The sequence below is a fragment of the Nocardia anocheti genome, assembly GCF_029675105.1.
In the GTDB taxonomy this organism is placed as follows: Bacteria; Actinomycetota; Actinomycetes; order Mycobacteriales; family Mycobacteriaceae; genus Nocardia.
On the sequence record NZ_JAQQFV010000003.1, the window covers coordinates 488,470 to 509,649 of the forward strand.

The 21,180-nt window shown below is 69.8% G+C and carries 23 protein-coding genes; 8 read left to right on the forward strand and 15 right to left on the reverse strand.

From position 1 onward, the window contains the following. Positions 1-2: 2 nt before the first annotated feature. Both QC180_RS09785 and QC180_RS09790 read right to left on the reverse strand, forming a co-directional pair. Positions 3-1,796: an AMP-dependent synthetase/ligase gene (locus QC180_RS09785; RefSeq protein WP_278262324.1), complete on the reverse strand. Its 1,794-nt coding sequence runs from the start codon at positions 1,794-1,796 to the stop codon at positions 3-5. Beyond that, positions 1,796-3,106, reverse strand: coding sequence for a YhgE/Pip domain-containing protein (locus QC180_RS09790; RefSeq protein ID WP_278262325.1), 1,311 nt, complete (start codon positions 3,104-3,106; stop codon positions 1,796-1,798). The genes QC180_RS09785 and QC180_RS09790 overlap by 1 nt, the downstream gene beginning before the upstream one ends. A gap of 78 nt (positions 3,107-3,184) precedes the next feature. Between QC180_RS09790 and QC180_RS09795 the strand changes: the two genes are divergently transcribed. After that, complete coding sequence (locus tag QC180_RS09795) at positions 3,185-3,769, forward strand: TetR/AcrR family transcriptional regulator (RefSeq protein WP_278262326.1); 585 nt, start codon at positions 3,185-3,187, stop codon at positions 3,767-3,769. A gap of 3 nt (positions 3,770-3,772) precedes the next feature. Here QC180_RS09795 and QC180_RS09800 read toward each other — a convergent pair whose 3' ends face one another. The 3 genes from QC180_RS09800 to crcB (QC180_RS09810) are packed head-to-tail and all read right to left on the reverse strand — an operon-like array spanning position 3,773 to position 5,064. Beyond that, positions 3,773-4,252, reverse strand: coding sequence for a universal stress protein (locus QC180_RS09800; protein WP_278262327.1), 480 nt, complete (start codon positions 4,250-4,252; stop codon positions 3,773-3,775). Between the two features lie 9 nt (positions 4,253-4,261). Then, the gene (crcB, locus tag QC180_RS09805) at positions 4,262-4,627 is read right to left on the reverse strand and encodes a fluoride efflux transporter CrcB (protein WP_278262328.1); all 366 of its coding nucleotides are present in this window, start codon (positions 4,625-4,627) and stop codon (positions 4,262-4,264) included. Continuing rightward, complete coding sequence (crcB, locus tag QC180_RS09810; RefSeq protein ID WP_347567315.1) at positions 4,624-5,064, reverse strand: fluoride efflux transporter CrcB; 441 nt, start codon at positions 5,062-5,064, stop codon at positions 4,624-4,626. Before crcB (QC180_RS09810) ends, crcB (QC180_RS09805) begins: the two co-directional genes overlap by 4 nt. 127 nt (positions 5,065-5,191) lie before the next feature. Here crcB (QC180_RS09810) and QC180_RS09815 point away from each other — a divergent pair, with 127 nt between their 5' ends. Next, entirely contained in the window at positions 5,192-5,860 is a 669-nt protein-coding gene (locus QC180_RS09815) for a class I SAM-dependent methyltransferase (protein WP_278262329.1), read from the forward strand. On the opposite strand, the gene QC180_RS09820 is transcribed toward QC180_RS09815, so the two are convergent. Further along, positions 5,838-6,683 carry a helix-turn-helix transcriptional regulator gene (locus tag QC180_RS09820; RefSeq protein ID WP_278262330.1) on the reverse strand — a complete coding sequence of 282 codons (846 nt, stop codon included), beginning with the start codon at positions 6,681-6,683 and terminating at the stop codon, positions 5,838-5,840. The genes QC180_RS09815 and QC180_RS09820 overlap by 23 nt on opposite strands. 124 nt (positions 6,684-6,807) lie before the next feature. Between QC180_RS09820 and QC180_RS09825 the strand changes: the two genes are divergently transcribed. Then, positions 6,808-7,584 carry an NAD(P)H-dependent oxidoreductase gene (locus tag QC180_RS09825; protein ID WP_278262331.1) on the forward strand — a complete coding sequence of 259 codons (777 nt, stop codon included), beginning with the start codon at positions 6,808-6,810 and terminating at the stop codon, positions 7,582-7,584. A 48-nt stretch (positions 7,585-7,632) separates the two neighbouring features. On the opposite strand, the gene QC180_RS09830 is transcribed toward QC180_RS09825, so the two are convergent. The 7 genes from QC180_RS09830 to QC180_RS09860 all read right to left on the reverse strand — a co-directional run bounded on the left by QC180_RS09830 (position 7,633) and on the right by QC180_RS09860 (position 14,224). Continuing rightward, positions 7,633-10,020, reverse strand: coding sequence for an excinuclease ABC subunit UvrA (locus QC180_RS09830; RefSeq protein ID WP_278262332.1), 2,388 nt, complete (start codon positions 10,018-10,020; stop codon positions 7,633-7,635). Between the two features lie 55 nt (positions 10,021-10,075). Beyond that, on the reverse strand, positions 10,076-10,486 hold the full coding sequence (locus tag QC180_RS09835) for a VOC family protein (protein ID WP_278262333.1): 411 nt from the start codon (positions 10,484-10,486) through the stop codon (positions 10,076-10,078). A 10-nt stretch (positions 10,487-10,496) separates the two neighbouring features. Further along, positions 10,497-10,928 (reverse strand): helix-turn-helix transcriptional regulator, encoded by a 432-nt coding sequence (locus QC180_RS09840; RefSeq protein ID WP_278262573.1) that lies wholly within the window; start codon positions 10,926-10,928, stop codon positions 10,497-10,499. A gap of 22 nt (positions 10,929-10,950) precedes the next feature. Next, positions 10,951-11,493, reverse strand: coding sequence for a class I SAM-dependent methyltransferase (locus tag QC180_RS09845; protein ID WP_278262334.1), 543 nt, complete (start codon positions 11,491-11,493; stop codon positions 10,951-10,953). A 33-nt stretch (positions 11,494-11,526) separates the two neighbouring features. After that, positions 11,527-12,318, reverse strand: a complete 792-nt coding sequence (locus tag QC180_RS09850; RefSeq protein WP_278262335.1) for a DUF1460 domain-containing protein — start codon at positions 12,316-12,318, stop codon at positions 11,527-11,529. A 61-nt stretch (positions 12,319-12,379) separates the two neighbouring features. Then, positions 12,380-13,420: an NAD(P)-dependent alcohol dehydrogenase gene (locus QC180_RS09855; protein WP_278262336.1), complete on the reverse strand. Its 1,041-nt coding sequence runs from the start codon at positions 13,418-13,420 to the stop codon at positions 12,380-12,382. A 96-nt stretch (positions 13,421-13,516) separates the two neighbouring features. After that, positions 13,517-14,224 (reverse strand): DsbA family oxidoreductase, encoded by a 708-nt coding sequence (locus QC180_RS09860; protein ID WP_278262337.1) that lies wholly within the window; start codon positions 14,222-14,224, stop codon positions 13,517-13,519. A 116-nt stretch (positions 14,225-14,340) separates the two neighbouring features. Here QC180_RS09860 and QC180_RS09865 point away from each other — a divergent pair, with 116 nt between their 5' ends. Genes QC180_RS09865 through QC180_RS09875 form a run of 3 tightly spaced genes read left to right on the forward strand, consistent with a single transcriptional unit; the run spans position 14,341 to position 18,309 of the window. After that, the gene (locus QC180_RS09865; RefSeq protein ID WP_278262338.1) at positions 14,341-15,096 is read left to right on the forward strand and encodes a histidine phosphatase family protein; all 756 of its coding nucleotides are present in this window, start codon (positions 14,341-14,343) and stop codon (positions 15,094-15,096) included. Between the two features lie 51 nt (positions 15,097-15,147). Then, entirely contained in the window at positions 15,148-16,431 is a 1,284-nt protein-coding gene (locus QC180_RS09870) for a threonine/serine exporter family protein (protein ID WP_278262339.1), read from the forward strand. Between the two features lie 27 nt (positions 16,432-16,458). Further along, positions 16,459-18,309, forward strand: a complete 1,851-nt coding sequence (locus QC180_RS09875) for a Na+/H+ antiporter (protein WP_347567316.1) — start codon at positions 16,459-16,461, stop codon at positions 18,307-18,309. 1 nt (position 18,310) lies between these two features. On the opposite strand, the gene QC180_RS09880 is transcribed toward QC180_RS09875, so the two are convergent. Next, the gene (locus QC180_RS09880) at positions 18,311-18,859 is read right to left on the reverse strand and encodes a TetR/AcrR family transcriptional regulator (RefSeq protein ID WP_278262341.1); all 549 of its coding nucleotides are present in this window, start codon (positions 18,857-18,859) and stop codon (positions 18,311-18,313) included. Between the two features lie 214 nt (positions 18,860-19,073). Here QC180_RS09880 and QC180_RS09885 point away from each other — a divergent pair, with 214 nt between their 5' ends. Together QC180_RS09885 and QC180_RS09890 are read left to right on the forward strand one after the other, a co-directional pair. Continuing rightward, positions 19,074-19,682: a TetR family transcriptional regulator gene (locus tag QC180_RS09885; protein ID WP_278262342.1), complete on the forward strand. Its 609-nt coding sequence runs from the start codon at positions 19,074-19,076 to the stop codon at positions 19,680-19,682. Between the two features lie 10 nt (positions 19,683-19,692). Beyond that, entirely contained in the window at positions 19,693-20,349 is a 657-nt protein-coding gene (locus QC180_RS09890; protein ID WP_278262343.1) for an enoyl-CoA hydratase-related protein, read from the forward strand. Here the strand turns inward: QC180_RS09890 and QC180_RS09895 are convergent, their stop codons facing one another. After that, positions 20,350-21,180, reverse strand: a complete 831-nt coding sequence (locus QC180_RS09895; protein WP_278262344.1) for an Abi-alpha family protein — start codon at positions 21,178-21,180, stop codon at positions 20,350-20,352. It lies immediately after the preceding gene.

A 21,180-nucleotide genomic window follows, 5' to 3' on the forward strand; every position in this document is an offset into this window, starting at 1 on the left:
GGTCAGTGGTAGAGGGCGTCGATCTCGGTGGCGTACTTCTTCATGACCTCCGCGCGGCGCAGGGACAGTTTCGGGGTGAGTTCGCCGGTGGCCTCGGTCCAGTCGTCGGGTAGCAGGCGGGTCTTCTTGATCGCTTCGGCGTGGGAGACCTTGGTGTTGGTCGCGGCGACGGCGGCGTCGATCTCGGCGGTCAGGTCGGGGTTGTCGAGGAGGGTCTCGATGGGGGTGTCGGCGGGTAGGCCGTGGTTCTGGGCCCAGCGTGGGAGGGCGTCGGGGTCGAGGGTGAGCAGGGCGGCGACGAACGGTTTGCCGTCGCCGACGACCATCGCCTGGCCGATGAGGGGATGCGCGCGCAGGGTGTCCTCGAGCGGGCCGGGTGAGACGTTCTTGCCACCGGCGGTCACGAGGATCTCCTTCTTGCGGCCGGTGATGGTGAGGTAGCCGTCGCGGTCGACGCGGCCGAGGTCGCCGGTGCGGAACCAGCCGTCGGTGAAGGCATCGGCGGTGGCGTCGGGGTTGTTCCAGTAGCCGGTGAACACGGCGGGGCCGCGCAGCAGGAGTTCGCCGTCGTCGGCGATCTTGACCGCGTGGCCGTCGGTGGGTCGGCCGACGGTGCCGACGCGGGTGTCGCCGGGGGTGTTGACGGTGACGGCGGCGGTGGTTTCGGTGAGGCCGTAGCCCTCGTGGACGGTGAGGCCGATGCCGCGGAAGAAGTGGGCCAGTTCGGCGTCGAGTGGTCCGCCGCCGGAGACCGCGGCGGTGCAGCGTCCGCCGAGCGCGGCGCGCAGCGTGCGGTAGACGAGCCGGTCGAACAGGGCGTGGCGGGCGCGCAGCAGCAGGCCGGGGCCGTCGTGGTCGAGTGCGGTGCTCCAGGCGATGGCGGTGTCGGCGGCGAGGTCGAAGATCCGGCCGCGGCCGCTGGCGTGGGCTTTCTGCTGGGCGCCGTGGAACACCTTCTCGAACACGCGCGGCACGGCGAGGATGAAATGTGGCCGGTAGCTGGCGAATTGGTCGACGAGGGTGGACCAGTCGGCGCTGAAGGCGACGATGACCTTCGCGTCGAGCGCGGCGAGGGTGACCGCGCGGGCGAAGACGTGGGCCAGCGGCAGGAACATGAGGGTCTTGTTGCCCTCGGTGACGAACTCGCCCAGGGCGATCCGGTCGGATCGCGATTCGGCGTAGAGGTTGGCGTGGGAGAGCAGCACGCCTTTGGGGCGTCCGGTGGTGCCGGAGGTGTAGATGAGGGTGGCGGGGTCGGCGGCGCGGACCTGGGCGCGGCGGGTGTGCACGGCGTGGTCGTCGAGGTGGGCGCCGCGGGTGGCGAGTTCGGTGAGCAGGTCCTGGTCGATCTGGAGGGTTTCGCGCAGGTCGGGCAAGGTGTCGGGGTCGATCTGGTCGATGACACCGCGGTGGCGGTCGCTGTCGACGATGAGCAGGCGGGTGCCGGAGTCGCGCAGGATCCAGTGGGCCTGGTCGGCGGCGGAGCTGTCGTAGATGGCGACGGTGCAGCCGCCGCACGCCCAGATGGCGTGGTCGAGGACGACCCATTCGTAGCGGGTGGGGGCCATGATGGCGACGCGGTCGCCGGGGGCGATCCCGGTGGCGAGCAGTCCCTTGGCGACGGCGGTGACGGTGGCGGCGAATTCGGCTGCGGTGACCGCGCGCAGGTCGCTGTGCTGGCCGGGGATCTCGAACAGCACGGTGTCGGGGGTGTGCTCGGCGTGGCGGAACACGCTGTCGGAGTTGTTGGCGTGTTCGGGGATGGTGTAGGTGGCCGGGGTTTCGAACTCGGGCATCAGTGGCCTTCCGCGGGTCGAGCTACGGTGCCGAGGCGGTGCAGGCCGCGCAGGTCGTAGGTGTGGGTGGCGAGGGCGCCGAGGATCAGGCCGATGGCCAGTCCGGCCAGGGTCATGCCGAGGCCGCGGCCCAGGCCCGCTTCGATGTGGCCGTCGAAGAACAGGATGGCGCGCACGGCGAGGTAGATCTGGTGCATGGGTTCGAAGGCGGCCATGTCGGCGATCCAGCGCGGGGTGGCTTCGAGCGGGATGGTGCCCGAGGAGGACGGGATGCCGAGCACGACGAACACGATGAGGTTGATCATCAGGCCCGCGGTGCCGAAGGCGGCCATGACCGACAGTCCGGTGACCGCGATGGCGGCGATGGCCAGGGTGCCGTAGAGGAACAGCAGCAGCGGTCGTTCGATGGACATGTCGAGTAGGGCGCCGATGCCGAGGAAGACCGCGGCGGCGATGGGGGCGCTGAGCGCGGCGATGCCCCATTTGACGAGCAGGGTGTGCCAGCGGCTGATCGGGGCGCGGGTGGTGGGTTTGTGCCAGGGGCCGTATTCGGCGGGGACGAAGCCGAGGGAGGCGTCGACGAGGGAATTGATCATCATGGCGCCGCTGAAGCCGACGATGAGCAGGACCAGGGTGTAGAAGAACGCCGCCAGGCCCTGTCCGGTGCCCGGAGGTAGCGGGTGGTGGGCGGTGACGACGATGTCGATCGGGGTGGCGAGCTGGCGTTGGGCGGCGCCGCTGAGCGGGGTGTCGCCGAGGGCGGCGCGGACCTGGTCGGTGAGTTGGGTGCCGACGGTGGTGTTGACCTGGGTCATGGCCTGGTCGGCGACGGTCTGCATGATCTGGGCGGCGAGGGTGCCCGCGCGGGGGTTGGTCAGTACGGAGATGATCGGCTGTTCGATGTCGCCGGGGACAACGGAGGCGGCGGCGAGGATGGCGACGCGTTTGGTGAAGTCGCCGGGGATGACGATCGCGCCGTAGACCTCCCCGTTTCGCAGTTGCCGCTGGGCTTCGTTGATGCCGACGACGCGCAGGTCGATCTTGTCGGCGGGGATGGATTCGGTGAGCGCGGTGGTGATCTGGTCGCCGAGGTGGGTGGGGTTGCCCGCGACGGTGTCGCCGACGTCCTGGTTGACCAGCGCGATCGGGAAGTCGTGCAGGTGTTTCTCCGGGTCGGCGGTGTAGCCGAGGTACATGGTGCCCAGCAGGGCCGCGAGCACGGTGACCAGGGTGATCGGGGCCAGCCATTCGCGCAGCGGCATGGTGCGCTGTCGGCGGGGTGGCTGCGGGTATGCGGGGGCGTTCGTCATGGCATCGGCCAATGTAGTCAACGACTACTTTGTAGTCAATGACCACATTAGGGGAGGTCGGATATCCTGACTCTCACCATGGCCGTGCACACCCCCTATCACCACGGAGATCTCCGCGCCGCGCTGCTCGAGCGCGCCGAGTCGACCTTGCGCGAGGTCGGGGTGGACGGTCTGTCGCTGCGGCAGCTCGCCCGCGACACCGGGGTCAGCCATGCCGCGCCGAGCCGCCACTTCCGCGACAAACAGGCCCTGCTCGACGCCCTGGCCGTCACCGGATTGCACCGTCTCGCCACCTGTTTCGAACAGGCCGCTCCCGACGGCCCGATCACCACCCGCCTGCGCACCCTCGCCCGCGTCTACCTGCGTTTCGCCGTCGACAACCCCGAACTGCTCCCGCTGATGTTCGCGCGCAGGCACACCTCCCCCGAGATCCAGCAGGCCGCCGACCGCGCCTTCGCCATCCCCATCACCCTCATCGCCGAAGGCCAGGGCGCGGGCGAGATCGTTCCCGGCGACCCGAAACGCCTCGGCGTCACCGCTCTGGCCGCCCTGCAGGGCCTGGCGACCTTCATCGGTTCGGGCTACACCACCGACTACGACTCCGCCCAACTCCTCGACGACCTGGTCACCCATCTCACCTCGGGCCTGCTCCCCCGCCCCTGACGGTCACGAAGCCGGGACGAGAGTGACCGGACGATGCGCGTGATGGATCACGCGGGCCGCCACGGATTCGCCCATGAGCCGTTCCAGCAGCGACATCATCCCGTGGCGGGGCGCGCCGAGGACGATCATCTCCACCTCGGCGGTGTCGGCGATCGCCAGTAGCAGCTGGGTGGGGTCGCCCGGTGCGCTCTGGTAGGTCCAGTTGCCGGGCAGGGTGGACAGCAGGGCGCACGCCCGGTCGCGTTCGGCGATGACGGTGGCGTGCACGCGGTCCTCGAAATCGGGGCTGTCGGGGTCGACGGGCAGGTCGTCGATGTCGACGGCGTGGACGACGTGGAGGTGGGCGTCGAGACGACGGGCCAGGCCCACGGCGTAGGCGAGGGCAGCCTGTCCGGCGGGGTGGCGGTCGACGCCGACGAGCAGCTGGGTGGTCGGCGGGGGCGTGGTGCGGGGACCGTCGACGCGGATGGGATCGGTGGGCACGTGTCCTCCTCAGAGTCGGGCCAGCAGCAGGCCGATCGTGGCGGCGCAGACCGTGATGACCAGGGTGCCGAGGGCATTGGCGGTGGCGGCGCGATAGCTGCCGCGCTGGAGTAGCCGGACGGTTTCGACGCTGGCGGTGCTGAAGGTGGTGTAGCCGCCGCAGAAACCGGTCCCGGCGACGAGGGTGAGATCGGCGGGCGCGTGCTGGAACAGAACGAGCCCGGTCAGGAACCCCAGCAGTAGTGACCCGGACACATTGACGATCACTGTCGCCCACGGGAATTCGGTGGCCCGGCGCGCCCGGATGGCGCCGTCGAGCACGAACCGGCACACCGCGCCCGCGCTGCCCGCCAGGGTGACCCACAGCAGCGTCATCGGACCTCGACCTCCGGGCGCGGGCGCACGATCGCGGCGACGGCGATCCCGACGATCGTGGCGAGGATCCCGACGATGACGCTGCCCAGGCCGTAGCCCAGGGCGATCGTGGGTCGCTCGTCGCGCACGAGCAGTGTCGTCTCGACGGCGAGCGTGCTGTAAGTGGTGAAGGAACCGAGCACCCCGGTGCCCAGACACAACCGCAGGCGTTGTCGGATACCGGAGTCGGGACCCAGCCGGGTCAGTGCCTCGAGCAGCAGGCCGAGTGCGAAGGCACCGGTGACGTTGACGACGAAGGTGGTCACCGGGAACGTGCCCGCGCTGTGCGGGAACCACACACCGAGTTGATAGCGGATCGGGGTGCCGACGAGTCCACCGATCGCCACGGCCGCGATGGCCGACATACGAGTGTGTAGGGGGGCGGCGGGACGGGCCACGGACAGACTCCTTCCATCATGGAAAAAGGAGCCATCAGCCTCGGGTGAGGTGGTTCAGGCATCCAGGATGCCTCGGCGGAGATCCATCGCCGCCTCCGAGCATAGCGCACAGGCCTATCGTGTTCTGATGCGCGCCAACCCCATCGACCGTCCCGCCGATCTCGACCTGGTCCGTGAGTCCTATGACCGGGTAGCCGACAACTACGTCGAGATGGTGACCTCGACCGGTATCGGCGATATCCGCCGCCACCCGTGGCTCAAGGCGGCCATCGACGCCTTCGCCGACACCGTGGGCACGCGCGGACCGGTGCTCGATGTGGGATGCGGGCCGGGCACGGTGACCGGTTACCTCGCCGAACGCGGACTCGACGTCTCCGGGGTCGACCTGTCGCCCGGCATGATCGCCCACGCGCGGCGGCTGTATCCGCACTGCCGCTTCGACGTCGCCTCGGCCACCGAGTTGGAGCTGGAGGCGGAGTCGCTGGGCGGGGTACTCGGGTGGTGGTCGCTGTTCAACCTGCCACGCGCGGTGCTCCCCCAGGTGCTGGCGTCCTTCACGCGGGCGTTGAAGCCGGGCGGCCAGTTCATCACCGCCACCCACGTCGGTGACAGCGATGTCGAGCGCACCGAGGCCTACGGCGGGGTGCCGGTGCGGTGGACGACCCACTGTTGGCAGCCCGGTCAGCTCGTGGAGTTGATCGAGCGGGCGGGTCTGCGCCCGGTCGCCGAACTGCGGTTGCCCGCCGACGCGCAGGTCGGGCCGGGCGTGGTGATCATGGCCGAGCGCCGCGCGTGAGGGTCTCCTGGTCGGCGCTGTCGGTGTCCAGGCCGGTCAGCAGGCGCAGGCCGTCGGCGGCGGCGGTGTCCGGCGCGGCGGAGAGCACGATCAGCTCCATACCGGAGTCGTCGGGGAAGGCGAAGTTCTCCTGGTGGAGTTCCAGCAGCCCGACCAGCGGGTGCCGGTAGGCCTTGCGGCCGTGGGTGCGGGCACTGACGTCGGCGCGGGCCCACAGGCGGCGGAATCGGTCGCTGCCCATGGCGAGCTCGCCGATGAGCGAGGCCAGCCGCGGGTCGTCGGGATACTTGCCCACGGCCAGGCGCAGGTGGCCGACGGCGTCGAGGGTGCAGGTCTCCCAGTCGGCGTAGAGGCCGCGGTCGGCTTCCTCGAGGAACAGGTGGCGGGCGGTGTTGAGGCCGGGGATGGGTCGGCCGTAGAGCAGTCGGGCCGGGCGGTTGGCGGCGAGCACGTCGAGCCGGTGGTTCATGATCAGGGCGGGCGCGTCGGCGACCAGGTCGAGCACCCGCAGCAGTTCGGGCCGTAGCCGTGCGGTGGGTGTCCTGGTGCGGCGGCGGGGTTGGCGGGCGAGGCGGTGCAGGTGCTCGCGTTCGGTGTCGTCGAGTTCGAGCACCCGGGCCAGGGCATCGAGGACTTGGTCGGAGGGCTGGGTGGCGCGGCCCTGCTCGAGCCGCACGTAGTAGTCGACGCTGACCCCGGACAGGTGGGCCACTTCTTCGCGGCGCAGCCCCGCGACCCGGCGTCGGCGGTCGACGGGGATGCCCGCGTCGGCCGGGTCGACGCGGGAGCGCCGTGTGCGCAGGAAACCGGCGAGATCGTCCATGTCCCCAGTATGGCCACGCGCGCACCGGTGAGGGTGGTCCTGCTGGTCCCAGGAAGTGCGGTCCCTGAACGGATGGTCGCGCGACGTCCAGGATCGAGGACACACCTGATCCGAAGGAGTTCCGATGAAGACGTTGATCGTGCACGCCCACCCCGAACCGGCCTCGCTGAACGGCTCGCTCACCGAGACCGCGGTGTCGACCTTGACCGCGGCCGGGCACGAGGTGCGTGTCAGCGACCTGTACGCGATGAACTGGAAGGCGGTGGTCGACGCCGGTGACTTCGGGCCGGACGCGTCGAGTCCGCTGCGCGTGGTGGCCGATTCGGGTCGCGCCTTCGACGCGGGGACCTTGAGCGAGGATGTGCGGGCCGAGCAGGACAAGCTGCGCTGGGCCGAGCTGATCGTCTTCCAGTTCCCGCTGTGGTGGTACACGATGCCCGCGATCCTCAAGGGCTGGGTGGATCGGGTGTTCACCGCGCATTTCGCCTACGGTGTCGGCGAGCACAGCGACACCCATTACGGCGACCGCTACGGGGAGGGCACGCTGGCGGGGCGCAAGGCGCTGCTGTCGGTGACGGTCGGCGGCCCGGCCGAGCACTACGGGCCGCGCGGGATCAACGGTCCGATCGAGGATCTGCTGTTCCCGATCCAGCACGGCATCCTGTTCTACCCGGGCATCGAGTCACTGCCCCCGTTCGTCACCTACGGCGCCGACCGGATGACCGCACCACGCCACGCCGAGGTGCTCGAATCCTGGCGGGAGCGCCTGCGCACAGTCGATTCGACCGAGCCGATCGCGTTCCGGCGGCAGAACTTCGGCGACTACGAGATCCCGTCGCTGCGGCTCGAGCCCGGGCTGGAGCCGGTGGGCCGCACCGGTTTCGGGCTGCATGTGCTCTGACGCGCGGTGCTGGTGTCCTCCCCCGCTCGGGCGAGGACACCAGCGTGCTCAGGCGCCGACGTAGTCGGCCAAATGCTGGCCGGTGAGGGTGGAGCGGGCGGCGACCAGGTCGGCGGGGGTGCCTTCGAAGACGATGCTGCCGCCGTCGTGGCCCGCGCCGGGACCCAGGTCGATGATCCAGTCGGCGTGGGCCATCACGGCCTGGTGGTGTTCGACGACGATCACGGACTTGCCCGCGTCGACGAGCCGGTCCAGCAGGCCGAGCAGCTGTTCGACGTCGGCCAGGTGCAGGCCGGTGGTGGGTTCGTCGAGGATGTAGGTGCCGCCCTTGTCGGACATGTGGGTGGCCAGCTTCAGGCGTTGCCGTTCGCCACCGGACAGGGTGGTCAGGGGCTGGCCGATGGTCAGGTAGCCCAGGCCGACTTCGGTGAGGTGGGTGAGGATCTTGTGCGCGGCCGGGGTGCGGGCCTCGCCCTCGCCGAAGTATTCGCGGGCCTCGTCGACCGGCATGGCCAGGACTTCGCTGATGTTCTTGCCCGCGAAGGTCAGTTCGAGCACCTCGGCCTGGAAGCGCTTGCCCTCACATACTTCACACACGGTGGAGACCCCGGCCATCATGGCCAGGTCGGTGTAGACGACGCCCGCGCCGTTGCAGTTCGGGCACGCGCCTTCGGAATTGGCGCTGAACAGGGCGGGTTTGGCGCCGGTGGCCTTGGCGAAGGCCTTGCGGATGTGGTCGAGCAGGCCGGTGTAGGTGGCGGGATTGCTGCGCCGCGAACCCTTGATCGGGGCCTGATCGATGGAGATGACGCCCTCTTCGATCGGGATGGAGCCGTGCACCAGCGAACTCTTACCCGATCCCGCGACGCCGGTGACCGCGACCAACACACCGAGGGGGATGTCGACGTCGACCTCGCGCAGGTTGTTGGCGGTGGCGCCCCGGATCTTCAAGGCACCGTGGGGTTCGCGCACACTGTCTTTGACCGCGGCCCGGTCGTCGAAGTGACGGCCGGTGACGGTGCCGCTGGCGCGCAGTCCGTCGACGCTGCCCTCGAAACAGATGGTGCCGCCCTTGGAGCCCGCGGCCGGACCCAGGTCGACGATGTGGTCGGCGATGACGATGGTCTCGGGCTTGTGCTCGACCACCAGCACGGTGTTGCCCTTGTCGCGCAGGCGCAGCAGCAGCTCGTTCATGCGCTGGATGTCGTGGGGGTGCAGACCCGCGGTGGGTTCGTCGAAGACATAGGTGACATCGGTGAGTGAGGAACCGAGGTGGCGGATCATCTTGACGCGCTGGGCCTCACCGCCGGACAGGGTGCCCGAGGGCCGCGACAGCGACAGATACCCCAGACCGATCTCGACGAACGAGTCCAGGGTCTGGCGCAGCGATTCCAGCAGCGGCGCCACCGACGGGTCCTCGACGCCCTTGACCCATTCGGCCAGGTCGGTGATCTGCATGGCGCACGCGTCGGCGATGCTGATGCCGTCGATCTTGGACGAGCGCGCTTCGGCGCTCAGGCGGGTGCCCGCGCAGTCGGGGCAGGTGCCGAAGGTGACCGCGCGTTCGACGAAGGCCCGCACGTGCGGCTGCAGCGCCTCGACGTCCTTGGACAGGAACGACTTGCGGATCTTGGGGATCAGGCCCTCGTAGGTGAGGTTGATGCCGTCGACCTTGATCTTGGTCGGTTCCTTGTAGAGCAGGTCGGCGAGTTGTTTCTTGGTGTACTTCTTGATCGGTTTGGCCGGGTCGAAGAAGCCGCTGCCCTTGTAGATGCGGCCCATCCAGCCGTCCATGCTGTAGCCGGGGATGGTGAACGGGCCCTCGTCGAGGGACTTGTTCTCGTCGTAGAGCTGGGTCAGGTCGATGTCGTTGACGGTGCCCTTGCCCTCACAGGTGGGACACATGCCGCCGGTGATGGAGAAGCTGCGCCGTTCCTTCACGGTGACGCCGTGCTTCTCCACCGCGACCGCGCCGGAACCGCTGATGGAGGCGATATTGAACGAGAACGCCTGCGACGAGCCGATGTGCGGGTCACCGAGGCGGCTGAACAGGATGCGCAGCATGGCGTTGGCGTCGGTGACGGTGCCGACCGTGGAGCGTGGGTCGGCACCCAGCCGGGACTGGTCGACCAGGATGGCGGTGGTGAGCCCGTCGAGCACGTCGACGTCGGGCCGTGCCTGGCTGGGCATGAAACCCTGCACGAACGCGCTGTAGGTTTCGTTGATCAGGCGCTGGGATTCGGCGGCGATGGTGCCGAAGACCAGCGAACTCTTGCCCGAGCCGGACACGCCCGTGAACACGGTGAGCCTGCGCTTGGGGATCTCGACGCTGATATCGCGCAGGTTGTTCACGCGGGCGCCGTGCACACGGATCACATCGTGGCTGTCGGCGGGCTCCACGGTGGTTCTGGTGCCGGATTCGGTGGCCGTGCTCATGGGTCTCCCTCGGGGTGGTCGGCGTCGCCGCTCGATCGTATCGACAGGGTCCGACCTATTTGAGCTGCTGAATGCGGATCAGGTTGCCCGCCGGGTCGCGGAAGGCGCAGTCGCGGATGCCGTAGGGCTGGTCGGTGGGTTCCTGCACGACGTCGATGTCCCCGGCCTGCAGTTTCTCGAACAGGCCGTCGAGGTCGTCGGTGGCGAGGTTGACCCCGGCGTAGGTGCCCTTGGCCATCATCTCGCCGATGACGCGGCGCTCCTCGTCGGTGATGCCCGGGTCGACGGCGGGCGGGGTCAGCACGATCGAGGTGTCGGGCTGACCGGCGGGGCCGACGGTGATCCAGCGCAGGCCGTTGTAGCCGACGTCGTTGCGGACTTCGAAGCCGAGTGTGTCGCGGTAGAAGGCCAGGGCTGTGTCGGCGTCGTCGTGGGGCAGGTAGCTCTGGTGAATAGTGATGGTCATGCCGACCACGCTATTGATCGGGGGCGGCGGGTGCTTCTCGATTCCTGATCGGTCTGGTCACCGTCTTGACCACGCAGGTCGGGATGCCGTCGGTGACCGCGGCCTGCTGTTTGTAGACGCTGGGCGGTATGCCGACGAGTTCGGTGAACCGGGTACTGAAGGTGCCCAGCGACGACGAACCGACCTCGAAACACACCTCGGTGACACTCAGGTCGCCCCGGCGCAGCAGCGCCATCGCGCGTTCGATGCGGCGGGTCATCAGATACGAGTACGGCGATTCCCCGTAGGCGGCCCGGAACCGACGACTCAGATGCCCGGCCGACATGTGCACGCCGCGAGCCAGCGCTTCCACATCCAGCGGCCGCGCGTACTCACGGTCGATGCGGTCGCGGACGCGGCGCAGCAGGGCGAGTTCCCGCAGGTACGGGTCACGCGAGGGCATGCTGGTCACCTGCACGATCGTCTCACGGCCGCCGCGCCGCGCCCGGCACGGGAGTGCGGTGTCGGGCGCGGCACCCGGCTATGACCGGTCGGGGGTGGTGACCGCGGCGACCTGCGCGAGGAAGTGCGGGCAGGTGCGGAAGTCCTCGGCCTCGCAGTCCAGGACATGAGTGACGGCGTCGAGCGCGGCGCAGTTCCCGTGCGGCCGCGTCGAGATCGGGCCATTCGCGCATGCTCAGGCTGGACACGACGTGGTCGAAGCTCGCGTCGGGGTGGGGCAGCGCGGTGACATCGCCGACGGCCAGGTGCGCGGGCAGGCCGGTGAGGTGGTCGCGGGCGAGCTCGATCATGTGCGGGGAGGCGTCGACGCCGTGCAGGCGCAGGTCGGGGCGGCGGATCGCCAGGTGCGACAGCAGTTTCGCCGGGCCGGTGCCGATATCGGCGACGGTGGCGCCCCGGCCGGTGGCGGTGTCGATGTCGGCGGCGAGGGTGCGGTACATGCCGGTGAGCAGGCGGGTCGCGCGGCGGTCGTAGCCGTGGCTGCGGGCGTGGTCGAAGGTGGTCATGGGACCACCGTGCCGTTTCAGGTCGACCTGAAGTCAAGCGTTACCGGGGCGCAGGACCACGATGCCGGGGACGCTGCGGACGTAGTCGGTCAGCGGGGTGTCGACGACCTGGTAGTCGGCCAGCGAGGACGCGTTGCGGAACACCGGGCCGTTGGGGGTCTGCACGACCAGGCCGACGTGGGTGACGTCGAGTCCGGCCTCAGGGGTGTAGGCGCCCAGGAAGTCGCCGGTGCGCAGTCCCGCCACCACGTCGCGGTCGACGGCGACGGCCGGGATGTGGGTGACGGCGCGGTCCACGACTGGTAGGCCGGGCAGGTAGGTGGTGCCGTCGGCTTTCGCGTTGAGGTGCTTGGTGACCGTCACCGCGGCGGGGCTCAGGCTCGCGGTGATGTCGGTGGCCAGCGGTCGGTCGGTCCCCGCCCAGTCGGTGAAGAAGTGTTTGCGCTGGGCGAATTCGACGCGGCCGTCGACATAGCGGGTGGCCGCCAGGGTGGTGGCGAACTGGTCGCGGTCGGCGGAGTGGGAGGCGGCCTCGACGTAGTCGAGGAAGGTGAAGCAGTCCACGCGGCGCAGGTCGATGACGAGTTGTTCGGGCTCGGTGGCCGAGCCGATCAGCATGTTCGCCCCGTAGGGGGTGCCGAGCAGCCGTTCGGAGAGCCGGGCCAGCAGTTCCGGGCGGGGCAGGGTGCCCGCTTCGGCGCGTACGGCGAGCAGTTCGTCGATCTTGCGGCCGGTGGTGTCGTCGACCGGCGGCGCGGCGAGGGCCGGTGCGGCGGCGCCGAGCAGGGCGATCAGGACGAACAGGATCCGGACGATGATGCGCAAGACGCCTCCAGCAGGCAGCGGTCGATCGGTGCGAGCGTGCTCCACCGTATCGGACGCGAGATCAGCTGGTGGGCACGATGACCGCGCGCCCGGTGATCGTCCCGGCGTGCAGGCGTTCGTAGGCCAGCGGCGCCTCGTCGATGCCGAAGGTCTCCACGTGCACGTCGACCGCGCCGTGGTGGGCCAGTTCGAGCACTTCGATCAGCTCGGTCCGGCTGCCCCAGTAGGGCGAGGTGACGGTGGTCTGATAGGGCAGCGACCCGAATCCGACGGCGACGGTGCCACCGCCGAGTCCGACGACGGTGATGTCGGAGTCGACCCCGGCGGCCGCGGCGGCGAGCGCGGTGGTGGGTGGGGCGCCGACGAAATCCAGGATCACCTGGGCGCCTTCGCCGCCGGTGAGGGATTTGATGCGGGCGGCGGCGTGCTCGTCGGAGAGCAGGGTCTCGTGGGCGCCGACACGGCGGGCCAGCTCCAGGCGTTCCTCGGACAGGTCCAGGGCGATGACGCGGGTGGCGGTGAGCGCGCGCAGCAGCTGGATGGCGACGTGGCCGAGTCCCCCGGCCCCGATGACGACGGTGGTCGAGCCGGGCACCAGTTTGGGCAGCGACAGGCTGATCGCGTGGTAGGGGGTCAGGCCCGCGTCGGTGAGCGAGACGTTCTGCACCGGGTCCAGGCCGCGCAGCGGCACCAGGTGCCGGATGTCGTCGACGATCATGTACTCGGCCATCGCGCCGGGCGCGCCGAGCCCGGGCGGGAAGATGCCCAGTTCGGCGGCACGCAGACAGTAGTTCTCCTGCCCGTGCGCGCACTGTCGGCACAGCCCGCATCCCCACGGCCCGTAGACCGCCATCATCTCGCCGACCTCGACTCCGGCGACCCCGGCACCCAGTGCCGCGATGCGGCCCGCGCCTTCGTGGCCGAGGGTCAGCGGGAGCGGGAAGGGCAGTTGCTCGGCGGACATACTCATCACGGCGATGTCGGAGTGACACACCCCCGCCGCGACGACTTCGAGCAGGATCTCACCGGGACCGGGTTCCGGATCGGGGACGGTGACGACTTCCGGTGCGCTGCCGAGGGATCGGTACTGGACTGCCTTCATGGTGGGCCCTCACGTCGACGGTGACTTTCGGGACGACAGAACCCATCGATCCTGGCAGCGGGGGGTGTGCGCGTCAATGCCGACGCCGGGGACCGCTCAGATCGCGCAGCCGTCGGGTCCGCAGGTGGCGTCGTCGGCGGTCACGGTGACCGGGGCGGGGCGGTCGTTCCAGGCGGTTTCGAGTGCCCGGGTGAACACCTCGGTGGGTTGGGCGCCGGAGACGGCGTACTTGTTGTCCAGGACGAAGAACGGGACGCCGGTCGCGCCGAGTTGGGCGGCCTGGCGTTCGTCGCGGCGGACGTCTTCGGCGTAGGCGTCCGGATCGGCCAGGACCCCGCGCACGGCCGTCTCGTCGAGACCCGCGCCCACGGCGACGGTGACCAGGCGTTCGGTGTCGGCGAAGAGTGGTGCCTCGTCGGCGAAGTTGGCGGCGTAGAGGGCGTCGATGAGCGCGTCCTGGCGGCCCTGGTCGAGGGCGAAGTGCAGCAGGCGGTGCATGTCGAAGCTGTTGCCGTAGTCGCGGCCGCTGGTCCGGTAGGGCAGGCCGAGTTCACCGGCCTGGGCGCCGATGCCGCGTTCGTTGGCGGCGGCCTGTTCGACGCTGATGCCGTACTTGTCAGCGATGTGCGGGATGACCGGGCCGGATTCGTCGGCGGGCAGGGTGGGGTCCAGTTCGAAGGAGCGGTGCACGACATCGACGTCGTCGCGGTGCTCGAAGGCGGCCAGCGCCTGCTCGAAGCGGGCTTTGCCCAGGTAACAGAACGGGCAGTTGATGTCGGTCCAGATCTCTACTCTGGTGGTCAAGCGAGCCTCCTGACGGTCAGTCGGTCGGCGGGGTCCGCCGAAAGGTAACTGGACAAATGTTCAAATAGTGGGTGCAACATCGGCGACGCAGCCGGTATTCCCAGCGAGGACCACCGATGACCGTCGAACACCACCGCGGGTGGATCCAACACCCCGAGGGCTTGATCGCGCCCCGCGCACTGGGTGGACTGTGGGCCGTGCGCCACGCCCAGAGCCAGGCCAACGCCTGGTTCGCCGACCCCGCCACCGAAACCCGGCCCATGCGCGGCACCGACGCCGCCGTCGAACTCACCGGCTACGGCGAATGGCAGGCGCGGCGCCTCGGCGACTGGCTGGCCACGCTGTCCTCGACCCAACGCCCGACCCTGGTGATCTGCTCCCCCTACCTGCGCACACGGCTCACCTGGGCGCTCATGGCCGAGGCCGCCGCCACCCGCAACCGGCACCTGCGCCCGATCCGCACCCTGGTCGACGAACGGCTACGCGACCGCGAGATGGGCGTCTTCGAACTGCACCCCTACCGCGCCATCCGACGCCGCTCTCCCGAGGAGGCCGCGCGCCGCGAACTGGTCGGCAACTGGGTCTACCGGCCACCCGGCGGGGAATCGCTGGCCGATGTCGCCCTGCGCGTCCGCGGCTTCCTCGACGAACTCGACACCGTCGCCGCCGGGGAACAGGTACTGGTGGTGTCCCACGACGCGGTCGTGCTCTCCCTGCGCTACATCCTCGAAGGGCTGGGCGCGCCGGTGCCGGACTCACTGGAACCGGTACCCAACGCCTCGGTCTCGCAATGGCGGCGCGAGGGATCGCGCCTGGCCCTGCGGGTCTGGGGCGCGGTCGACCACCTCACCGACGCCGCCGCGACCGGCTGACCCCCGCGTGGGACACCCGGCGGAACGGGACCGCGCCGATACATTGACCTCATGGCGAACCCGAGGCACCCGCACCAGCTCGTCGACGACCGGCACCGCGAAGCGGCCCTGCGCTTCCTGACCGACCTGGGTGCGGCCGTCCTGGAATCCGGGTACGCCACCGAGGCCATGACCGTGCTCGTCGGCTCCTGCGCGGCGGCCTGGGAACTGCCCGAGGTGACAGTGACCGGCACCGGCCGCGTGGTGACCGTGCAGTGCCGCGGCGCGGACGGACGCACCCTGTCGCGACTGGCCCAGGCGGCGACCCTGGACAGTTTCGACTGCGACCGGATGCGCCGGATCAAGATCGTCGCCCGGACGACGGTCACCGAGAGGCTCGACCCCGAGTCCGCGCGGCGCCGCCTGCGCGCCGCCGACCACGGGCCGCAACCGTTTCCGTGGTGGTCGATCCAGGCGGGCGGGATGCTGCTGGCGTTCTGCATCTGCCTGCAGATCGGCGGCAACGCGCTCACCGCGCTGCTCGCGGCGGGCACCCAGCTCGTGGTGAACCTCAGCGGTCGCGGATTCGCCGCGTTGCGCGTGCCCAAGATCTTCACCGTCGCGGTACAGGCGGCACTGGCCGGGACGATCGCGGGCGCGGCGCATCTGCTCGGCGAACTCAGCGTGGCCCAGGCGGCGACCGTGATCGCGACGACCTGGGTGCTCATCGCGCCACTGCCCCAGTTGATCTCGACCGCGATCGACATGGTCAGCGCCGACAGCCTCACCGCGCTGTCGCGTGCGCTGGGCGCGGCGCTGATCATCGGCGGGATCGCGCTGGGTGGACTGCTGGTGCTCGCGTTGGCCTGGCGCTTCGATCTGGGCACCCCTGTCGATCCGGCGCTGCCGGTGTTGCCGGTGTGGCTGGGCATCGTGTTCGCCGTCTTCGGCGCCCTCGGCAACGCCCTGTTCAACGCCGGTGGTCCGACGCTGCTGCTGCCCGCGGCCGTGGCGGGGCTGGTGACCGCGTCGGTGAACCAGGCGCTGATCCATCTCGGGCACGTCCCGTCGGCGTGGGCGGGTCCGATGGCGGCGACGGTGCTCGGTTTCCTGGCCGCGGCCACCGCCGACCGGCTGCGGTTGCCGATGTCGGCGCTGGCGCTGGTCGGCATCACCGGCGCGTTGCTGCCCGGTCTGATCGTGTGCCAGGGCCTGATCCAGTCGGTGTATCAGCGTTCGGGGGTGGGTTATTTCGTGCAGGCGGGCGCGGTGTGCGTGGCACTGGGTGTCGGGGCCAGTTTCGGGGTGTATCTGTGGTCGGTGTTCGCGCGGCGGCGGGTGACGTCCACGGACTGAATGGTCCCCGGGTGCGAGAATGCCCGGGTGGATATCGCGATCGGGTTGGTGGTTCTGATCGGTTCGGCGACCGCGTTGGCGGCGCTGGCCCGCCGATTCGGGGTCTCCGAACCGCTGGTACTGACCCTGTCCGGCGTCGCCGCCTCGTATCTGCCGATGGTGCCGCAGGTGCATCTGGAACCGGAGGTGGTGCTGCTGGGCCTGCTGCCGCCCCTGCTCTACACCGCCGCATTGCGCACCTCCCTGGTCGACTTCAAGGACAACCTGCGCACCATCGCGTCACTGTCGGTGGGGCTGGTGCTGTTCAGCACGTTCGCGGTGGCGCTGGTGGTGTGGGTGTTGCTGCCGGTGCCCTTCGCCGCGGCCGTGGCCCTGGGCGCGGTGGTGGCGCCCCCGGACGCGGTGGCCGCCACCGCGATCGCGCGCCGCACGGGGATGCCGCGCAGCATCGTCACCGTGCTCGAAGACGAGTCGCTGTTCAACGACGCCACCGCGCTGGTCTCGCTGCGCAGCGCCATCGCGGCCATGGCCGGAGTCGTGACGGTGTGGCAGATCGGCGGGGACTTCCTGCTCGCCGCGGTCGGTGGCGCCGTCGTCGGCGCGGCGGTCGCGGCGCTGCTGGTGGTGGTGCGCCGCCGGATCAGCGATCCGGTGCTCGACACCTCGGTCTCGCTGCTGGCGCCGTTCGTGGCGTACCTGCCCGCCGAGCACTTCCACGCCTCCGGGGTGATCGCGGTGGTGGTCTGCGGGATGATCCTGGGCCACGGCGCGCAACGCTGGCAGGGCGCGGCCTCCCGGGTCGCCGAGACCACCAATTGGCGCACCGTGCAGTTCATCCTGGAGAGCGCGGTGTTCCTGATCATCGGCCTGCAGGTGCGCTGGATCGTCGAGGACGCCTGGCACAGCGGCCTGGACCGACAGCTGTTGATCGTGACAGCGGTGGCGGTGCTGGCCGCGGTGATGCTGGCCCGCCCGGTGTGGGTGTGCACGCCGGTGCTGGTGGCGCGACTGTTCGGGCGGGCCACCGAGCCGTTGAGTCATGCCGCGGTGGTTTCGTGGGCGGGCATGCGCGGCGTGGTGACCTTGGCGGCGGTGCTGTTGCTGCCCGCCTCGACCCCGCAGCTGCCGGTGCTGAAACTGTTGGCGCTGGTGGTGGTCGGCGGCACCCTGCTCGTGCAGGGCACCTCGCTGCCGTGGCTGGTGCGGGTGTTGAAGTTGCGCGGCCCCACTCGCGCCGAGGACGCGCTGGTGAAAGCCGAACTGCTGCAACAGGCCGCGACGGCGGGCCTGGCCGAACTGGACCGCCGCATCGGCCCCGACACCCCCGCCCCGGTGGTCGAATCACTGCGCCAGCGCCTGATCTGGCGCACCAACGCCGCCTGGGAACGCCTGGGCCGCCCCGAAGCCGAAGTGGCCACGCCCACCGCCGAATACCGGCGGCTGCGCCTGGCCATGCTCGCCGCCGAACGCGACACGGTCCTGCGGGTGCGCGACGCGGGCACCGTCGACTACGACGTCCTCCAACACGTGCTGGCGCGGCTGGATCTCGAGGAATCGATGATCGACCGCTTCGACGAGCCCGACGACGAACAGCGCCCCGAACCCCTCGGCACCGGATCGGCCGGGTGCGAACACCTCGAACAGGCACCGCTGCTGCGCGAACCCGACAGGGAGCTGGTGTGCGCGCAATGCGTGGCCGCTGGACTGACCTGGGTGCATCTGCGGCTGTGCACCGCGTGCGGCAATATCGGTTGCTGCGAGTCCTCACCGGGCAATCACGCCAGCGCGCACCACCGTTCGACCGAGCATCCGGTGATGCGCAGCGTGGAACCCGGTGAGGTGTGGCGCTGGTGCTACGTCGACGAACTGCTGGGCTGACTCAGGCCGGGCGATGCGAGTAGATCAGGCGCGCGTACTCGGCGAGCAGATCGTCCAGGGCGGTGGGCTCACCGGTGGCGGCGAGCTGCTGGTACCCGATGAGCATCGCCATGCCCACCTCGGTGACCACGGTGGCGGTGGCCTCGTCACCGACGACCCCGTCGATGACGCGGAACACCGTGCGCCGCCGCGATTCGTCGACCCGTTTGACGGTGACGTGCACCGATTCGTCATTGGCCGCCCATGCCCGCAGCGCCGCCTCGGCGCCGTGTTCGAGTCCACTGGCCAGTTCCGACATGGCGCGCACATCGGCGTCCGGATCGCCGCCGCCGACCTCGAGGGTGCGTAGCTCGATCATCTGCCGGTTCTCCCAGTGTTCGAGCAGGGTGTCGACGAAGCCCTGCCAGGACCCGAAGTGGTGGTAGAACGAACCGCTGGTGACACCGAGGCGACGGCACAGCACACCGATGTTGAGTCCTTTGAAGCCGAACTCGGCGAGCACCGCCACAGCGGTGTCGAAGTACTGCTCCTTGGTGACCACTCGGGACATCGCGATGCCGTTCTGTTCGTGCGGGCAGGGCTGAAGAATGCGAACAGTACCGCATCGTAACGTGGCCTCGCGCGAACGTAACGAAGTCTATCCTGTGGCCGCCTCGGCTCGACAGGTTCTGAAATGGCAAGCGCGCGAACATAATCCGTGCACAGCGCGGTGCGAAGTGGAACCGGATGGAATAACAGAGCAGACGCTCTGTAAACTTTTGTTCATGCCGAGACCGCGCACCCACGACCCGGAGACCGTCCTGGACGCCGCCGAGACCCTCGCCGCCCGCTCCGGGCCCGCCGCGGTCACGGTGCGCGCGGTCGCCGCCGCCACCGGCATGTCCAACGGCGCGCTCTACCACAGCTTCGGCTCACGCCGAGACGTACTGGCACGCACCTGGTTACGCGCCGCGCACCGCTTCCTGGACCTGCAATCCACCGCCGTCACCGCCGCCCTGGCCGCCACCGACCCCGAGACCCGCATCGCCGCGGTCATCGAGGCCGCCGAGACCCCCGCACGCCTGGCCCAACACCACCCCGACTCCGCCCGCCTGCTGCTGGTCGTCGACCGCGCCGAACTGCTCGACGACGAACTACCCACCGAACTGGCCGCACAGATCGCCGCCACCGACACCGCCCTGCTCTCGGTACTCACCCGCCTCGCGCGCGCCCTGTGGGGACGCGCCGACAAACGCGGCGTCGCCACCGTCACCGCCTGCCTGGTCGACCTGCCCACCGCGCTGCTGCTGCGCCGCGACCGACTCACCGATCCCCTGGCCCGCGCCCAGCTGCGGGCCGCCGTCCGTGCCGTGCTCGAACACGGTCCCCGCTGAAAGGAACCCCATGCCCACCCTGCGCCACCACGACGCGATCGCCGTCCTCGACCTCGGCGACGGCGAGAACCGCTTCTCCCCCGACTTGCTCACCGAGATCCACGCCCACCTCGACACCGTCGTCGCCGACGGCGCGGCCGCCCTGGTCACCACCGCGACCGGCAAGTTCTACTCCAACGGCCTGGACCTGGACTGGCTCACGGCCAACGGTGACCGCGCCACCGAATACGTCGAAGCCGTACACACCCTGTTCGGGCGGGTGCTGACCCTGCCGATGCCGACCGCCGCCGCCCTCAACGGCCACGCCTTCGGCGCCGGTGCGATGCTGGCCATCGCCCACGACTACCGCGTGATGCGCACCGAGCGCGGCTATTTCTGCTTCCCCGAAGCCGACATCCGCATCCCGTTCACCAACGGCATGGCCGCGCTCATCCAGGCCAAGGTCCCGCCCAAGACCGCCGTCGCGGCCATGACCACCGGCCGCCGCTACGACGCCGAGACCGCCCTGGCCGTCGACCTGATCGACGCCACCGCGCCCGAGACCGAGATCGTCGACACCGCGCTGGGTCTGCTCGCCCCGATCGGCGTCAAGGACCAGCCGACGATGACCGCGATCAAATCGGTGATGTTCGCCGGGGTGCTCGACGCATTGCGCGGCAAGGACTGATCACGGCAGCCGGGGGCCCTTGCCCAGGTAGATGTCACCGCGATCGTCGCCTGCCCAGCCGCCCCCGGTGTAGTCGTCGAGCACGAAACACGCCTCACAGAACTGTTTGCCGAACACCGACAGATAGATGCTGCGATAGGAACTGATCGCGCGCATCTTCACCGACTTGTAGGCGGCCTGGGCGGCCGGTTGCGCCTCCAGGAAGGCGTAGCGGCGGAAGTCGGCGACCGGCTCGGTGGAGAAACGCACCAACCCGAGCCTGCTCAGATTGCCCAGATAGTGGTGGTCGCGTTCGGGAATCGCGCACCCGGCCATATAGGCGATCATCGTGATGCCGTCGGCCAGACGCTGCGACCCGATCCCGAACGGGGTCTTGGTACGGATGTCGATGGCCGGTTGCGGACCGGCCACCGCCAGGAACCGCAGTATCCGGGCCTCATCGGGGGTCAGGTCGTGCAGGATCGGCACGAACGAGGGATGCAGATCGCGCGGTTGCTGCGCCGAATCCCAGCCCTCGGTGATCATCGCGTCACCCATCGCCCGCAGATCCTCGGCGACCGGTTCAGGTGGGCCGTAGAGACCGGTGGCGGTGCCGGTCAGACCCAAGGCGCTCAACGCGATCCGGCGCAGTGACTCCACCCGTTCGTCGATGATCTGCGAGACCGGTTCGCCCGCGCGGATGTCCTCGGCCAGATCCAACGCCGAGTGCAGCGCACCGGAGGTGACCGCGCCGACGATGTGACGCACCGACAATCCGGCCAGCCGCGCCAACCCGACCAGATCGGTCGGGATCGCCGGTTCCTCGGGCCGCTCGGGCAGGTTCTCGTCCAT

Excerpts from the sequence above, each read along its gene's own strand:
- QC180_RS09865 (WP_278262338.1), top strand. The coding sequence starts at position 14,341 with ATGACCGTCGAACACCACCGCGGGTGGATCCAACACCCCGAGGGCTTG.
- QC180_RS09840 (WP_278262573.1), bottom strand. The coding sequence starts at position 10,928 with ATGCCCTCGCGTGACCCGTACCTGCGGGAACTCGCCCTGCTGCGCCGC.
- QC180_RS09855 (WP_278262336.1), bottom strand. The coding sequence starts at position 13,420 with ATGAAGGCAGTCCAGTACCGATCCCTCGGCAGCGCACCGGAAGTCGTC.
- QC180_RS09825 (WP_278262331.1), top strand. The coding sequence starts at position 6,808 with ATGAAGACGTTGATCGTGCACGCCCACCCCGAACCGGCCTCGCTGAAC.
- crcB (WP_278262328.1), bottom strand. The coding sequence starts at position 4,627 with ATGACGCTGCTGTGGGTCACCCTGGCGGGCAGCGCGGGCGCGGTGTGC.
- QC180_RS09895 (WP_278262344.1), bottom strand. The coding sequence starts at position 21,180 with ATGGACGAGAACCTGCCCGAGCGGCCCGAGGAACCGGCGATCCCGACC.
- QC180_RS09815 (WP_278262329.1), top strand. The coding sequence starts at position 5,192 with ATGCGCGCCAACCCCATCGACCGTCCCGCCGATCTCGACCTGGTCCGT.
- QC180_RS09835 (WP_278262333.1), bottom strand. The coding sequence starts at position 10,486 with ATGACCATCACTATTCACCAGAGCTACCTGCCCCACGACGACGCCGAC.
- QC180_RS09880 (WP_278262341.1), bottom strand. The coding sequence starts at position 18,859 with ATGTCCCGAGTGGTCACCAAGGAGCAGTACTTCGACACCGCTGTGGCG.
- QC180_RS09820 (WP_278262330.1), bottom strand. The coding sequence starts at position 6,683 with ATGGACGATCTCGCCGGTTTCCTGCGCACACGGCGCTCCCGCGTCGAC.
- QC180_RS09885 (WP_278262342.1), top strand. The coding sequence starts at position 19,074 with ATGCCGAGACCGCGCACCCACGACCCGGAGACCGTCCTGGACGCCGCC.
- QC180_RS09785 (WP_278262324.1), bottom strand. The coding sequence starts at position 1,796 with ATGCCCGAGTTCGAAACCCCGGCCACCTACACCATCCCCGAACACGCC.
- QC180_RS09790 (WP_278262325.1), bottom strand. The coding sequence starts at position 3,106 with ATGACGAACGCCCCCGCATACCCGCAGCCACCCCGCCGACAGCGCACC.
- QC180_RS09890 (WP_278262343.1), top strand. The coding sequence starts at position 19,693 with ATGCCCACCCTGCGCCACCACGACGCGATCGCCGTCCTCGACCTCGGC.
- QC180_RS09870 (WP_278262339.1), top strand. The coding sequence starts at position 15,148 with ATGGCGAACCCGAGGCACCCGCACCAGCTCGTCGACGACCGGCACCGC.
- QC180_RS09795 (WP_278262326.1), top strand. The coding sequence starts at position 3,185 with ATGGCCGTGCACACCCCCTATCACCACGGAGATCTCCGCGCCGCGCTG.
- QC180_RS09845 (WP_278262334.1), bottom strand. The coding sequence starts at position 11,493 with ATGACCACCTTCGACCACGCCCGCAGCCACGGCTACGACCGCCGCGCG.
- QC180_RS09830 (WP_278262332.1), bottom strand. The coding sequence starts at position 10,020 with ATGAGCACGGCCACCGAATCCGGCACCAGAACCACCGTGGAGCCCGCC.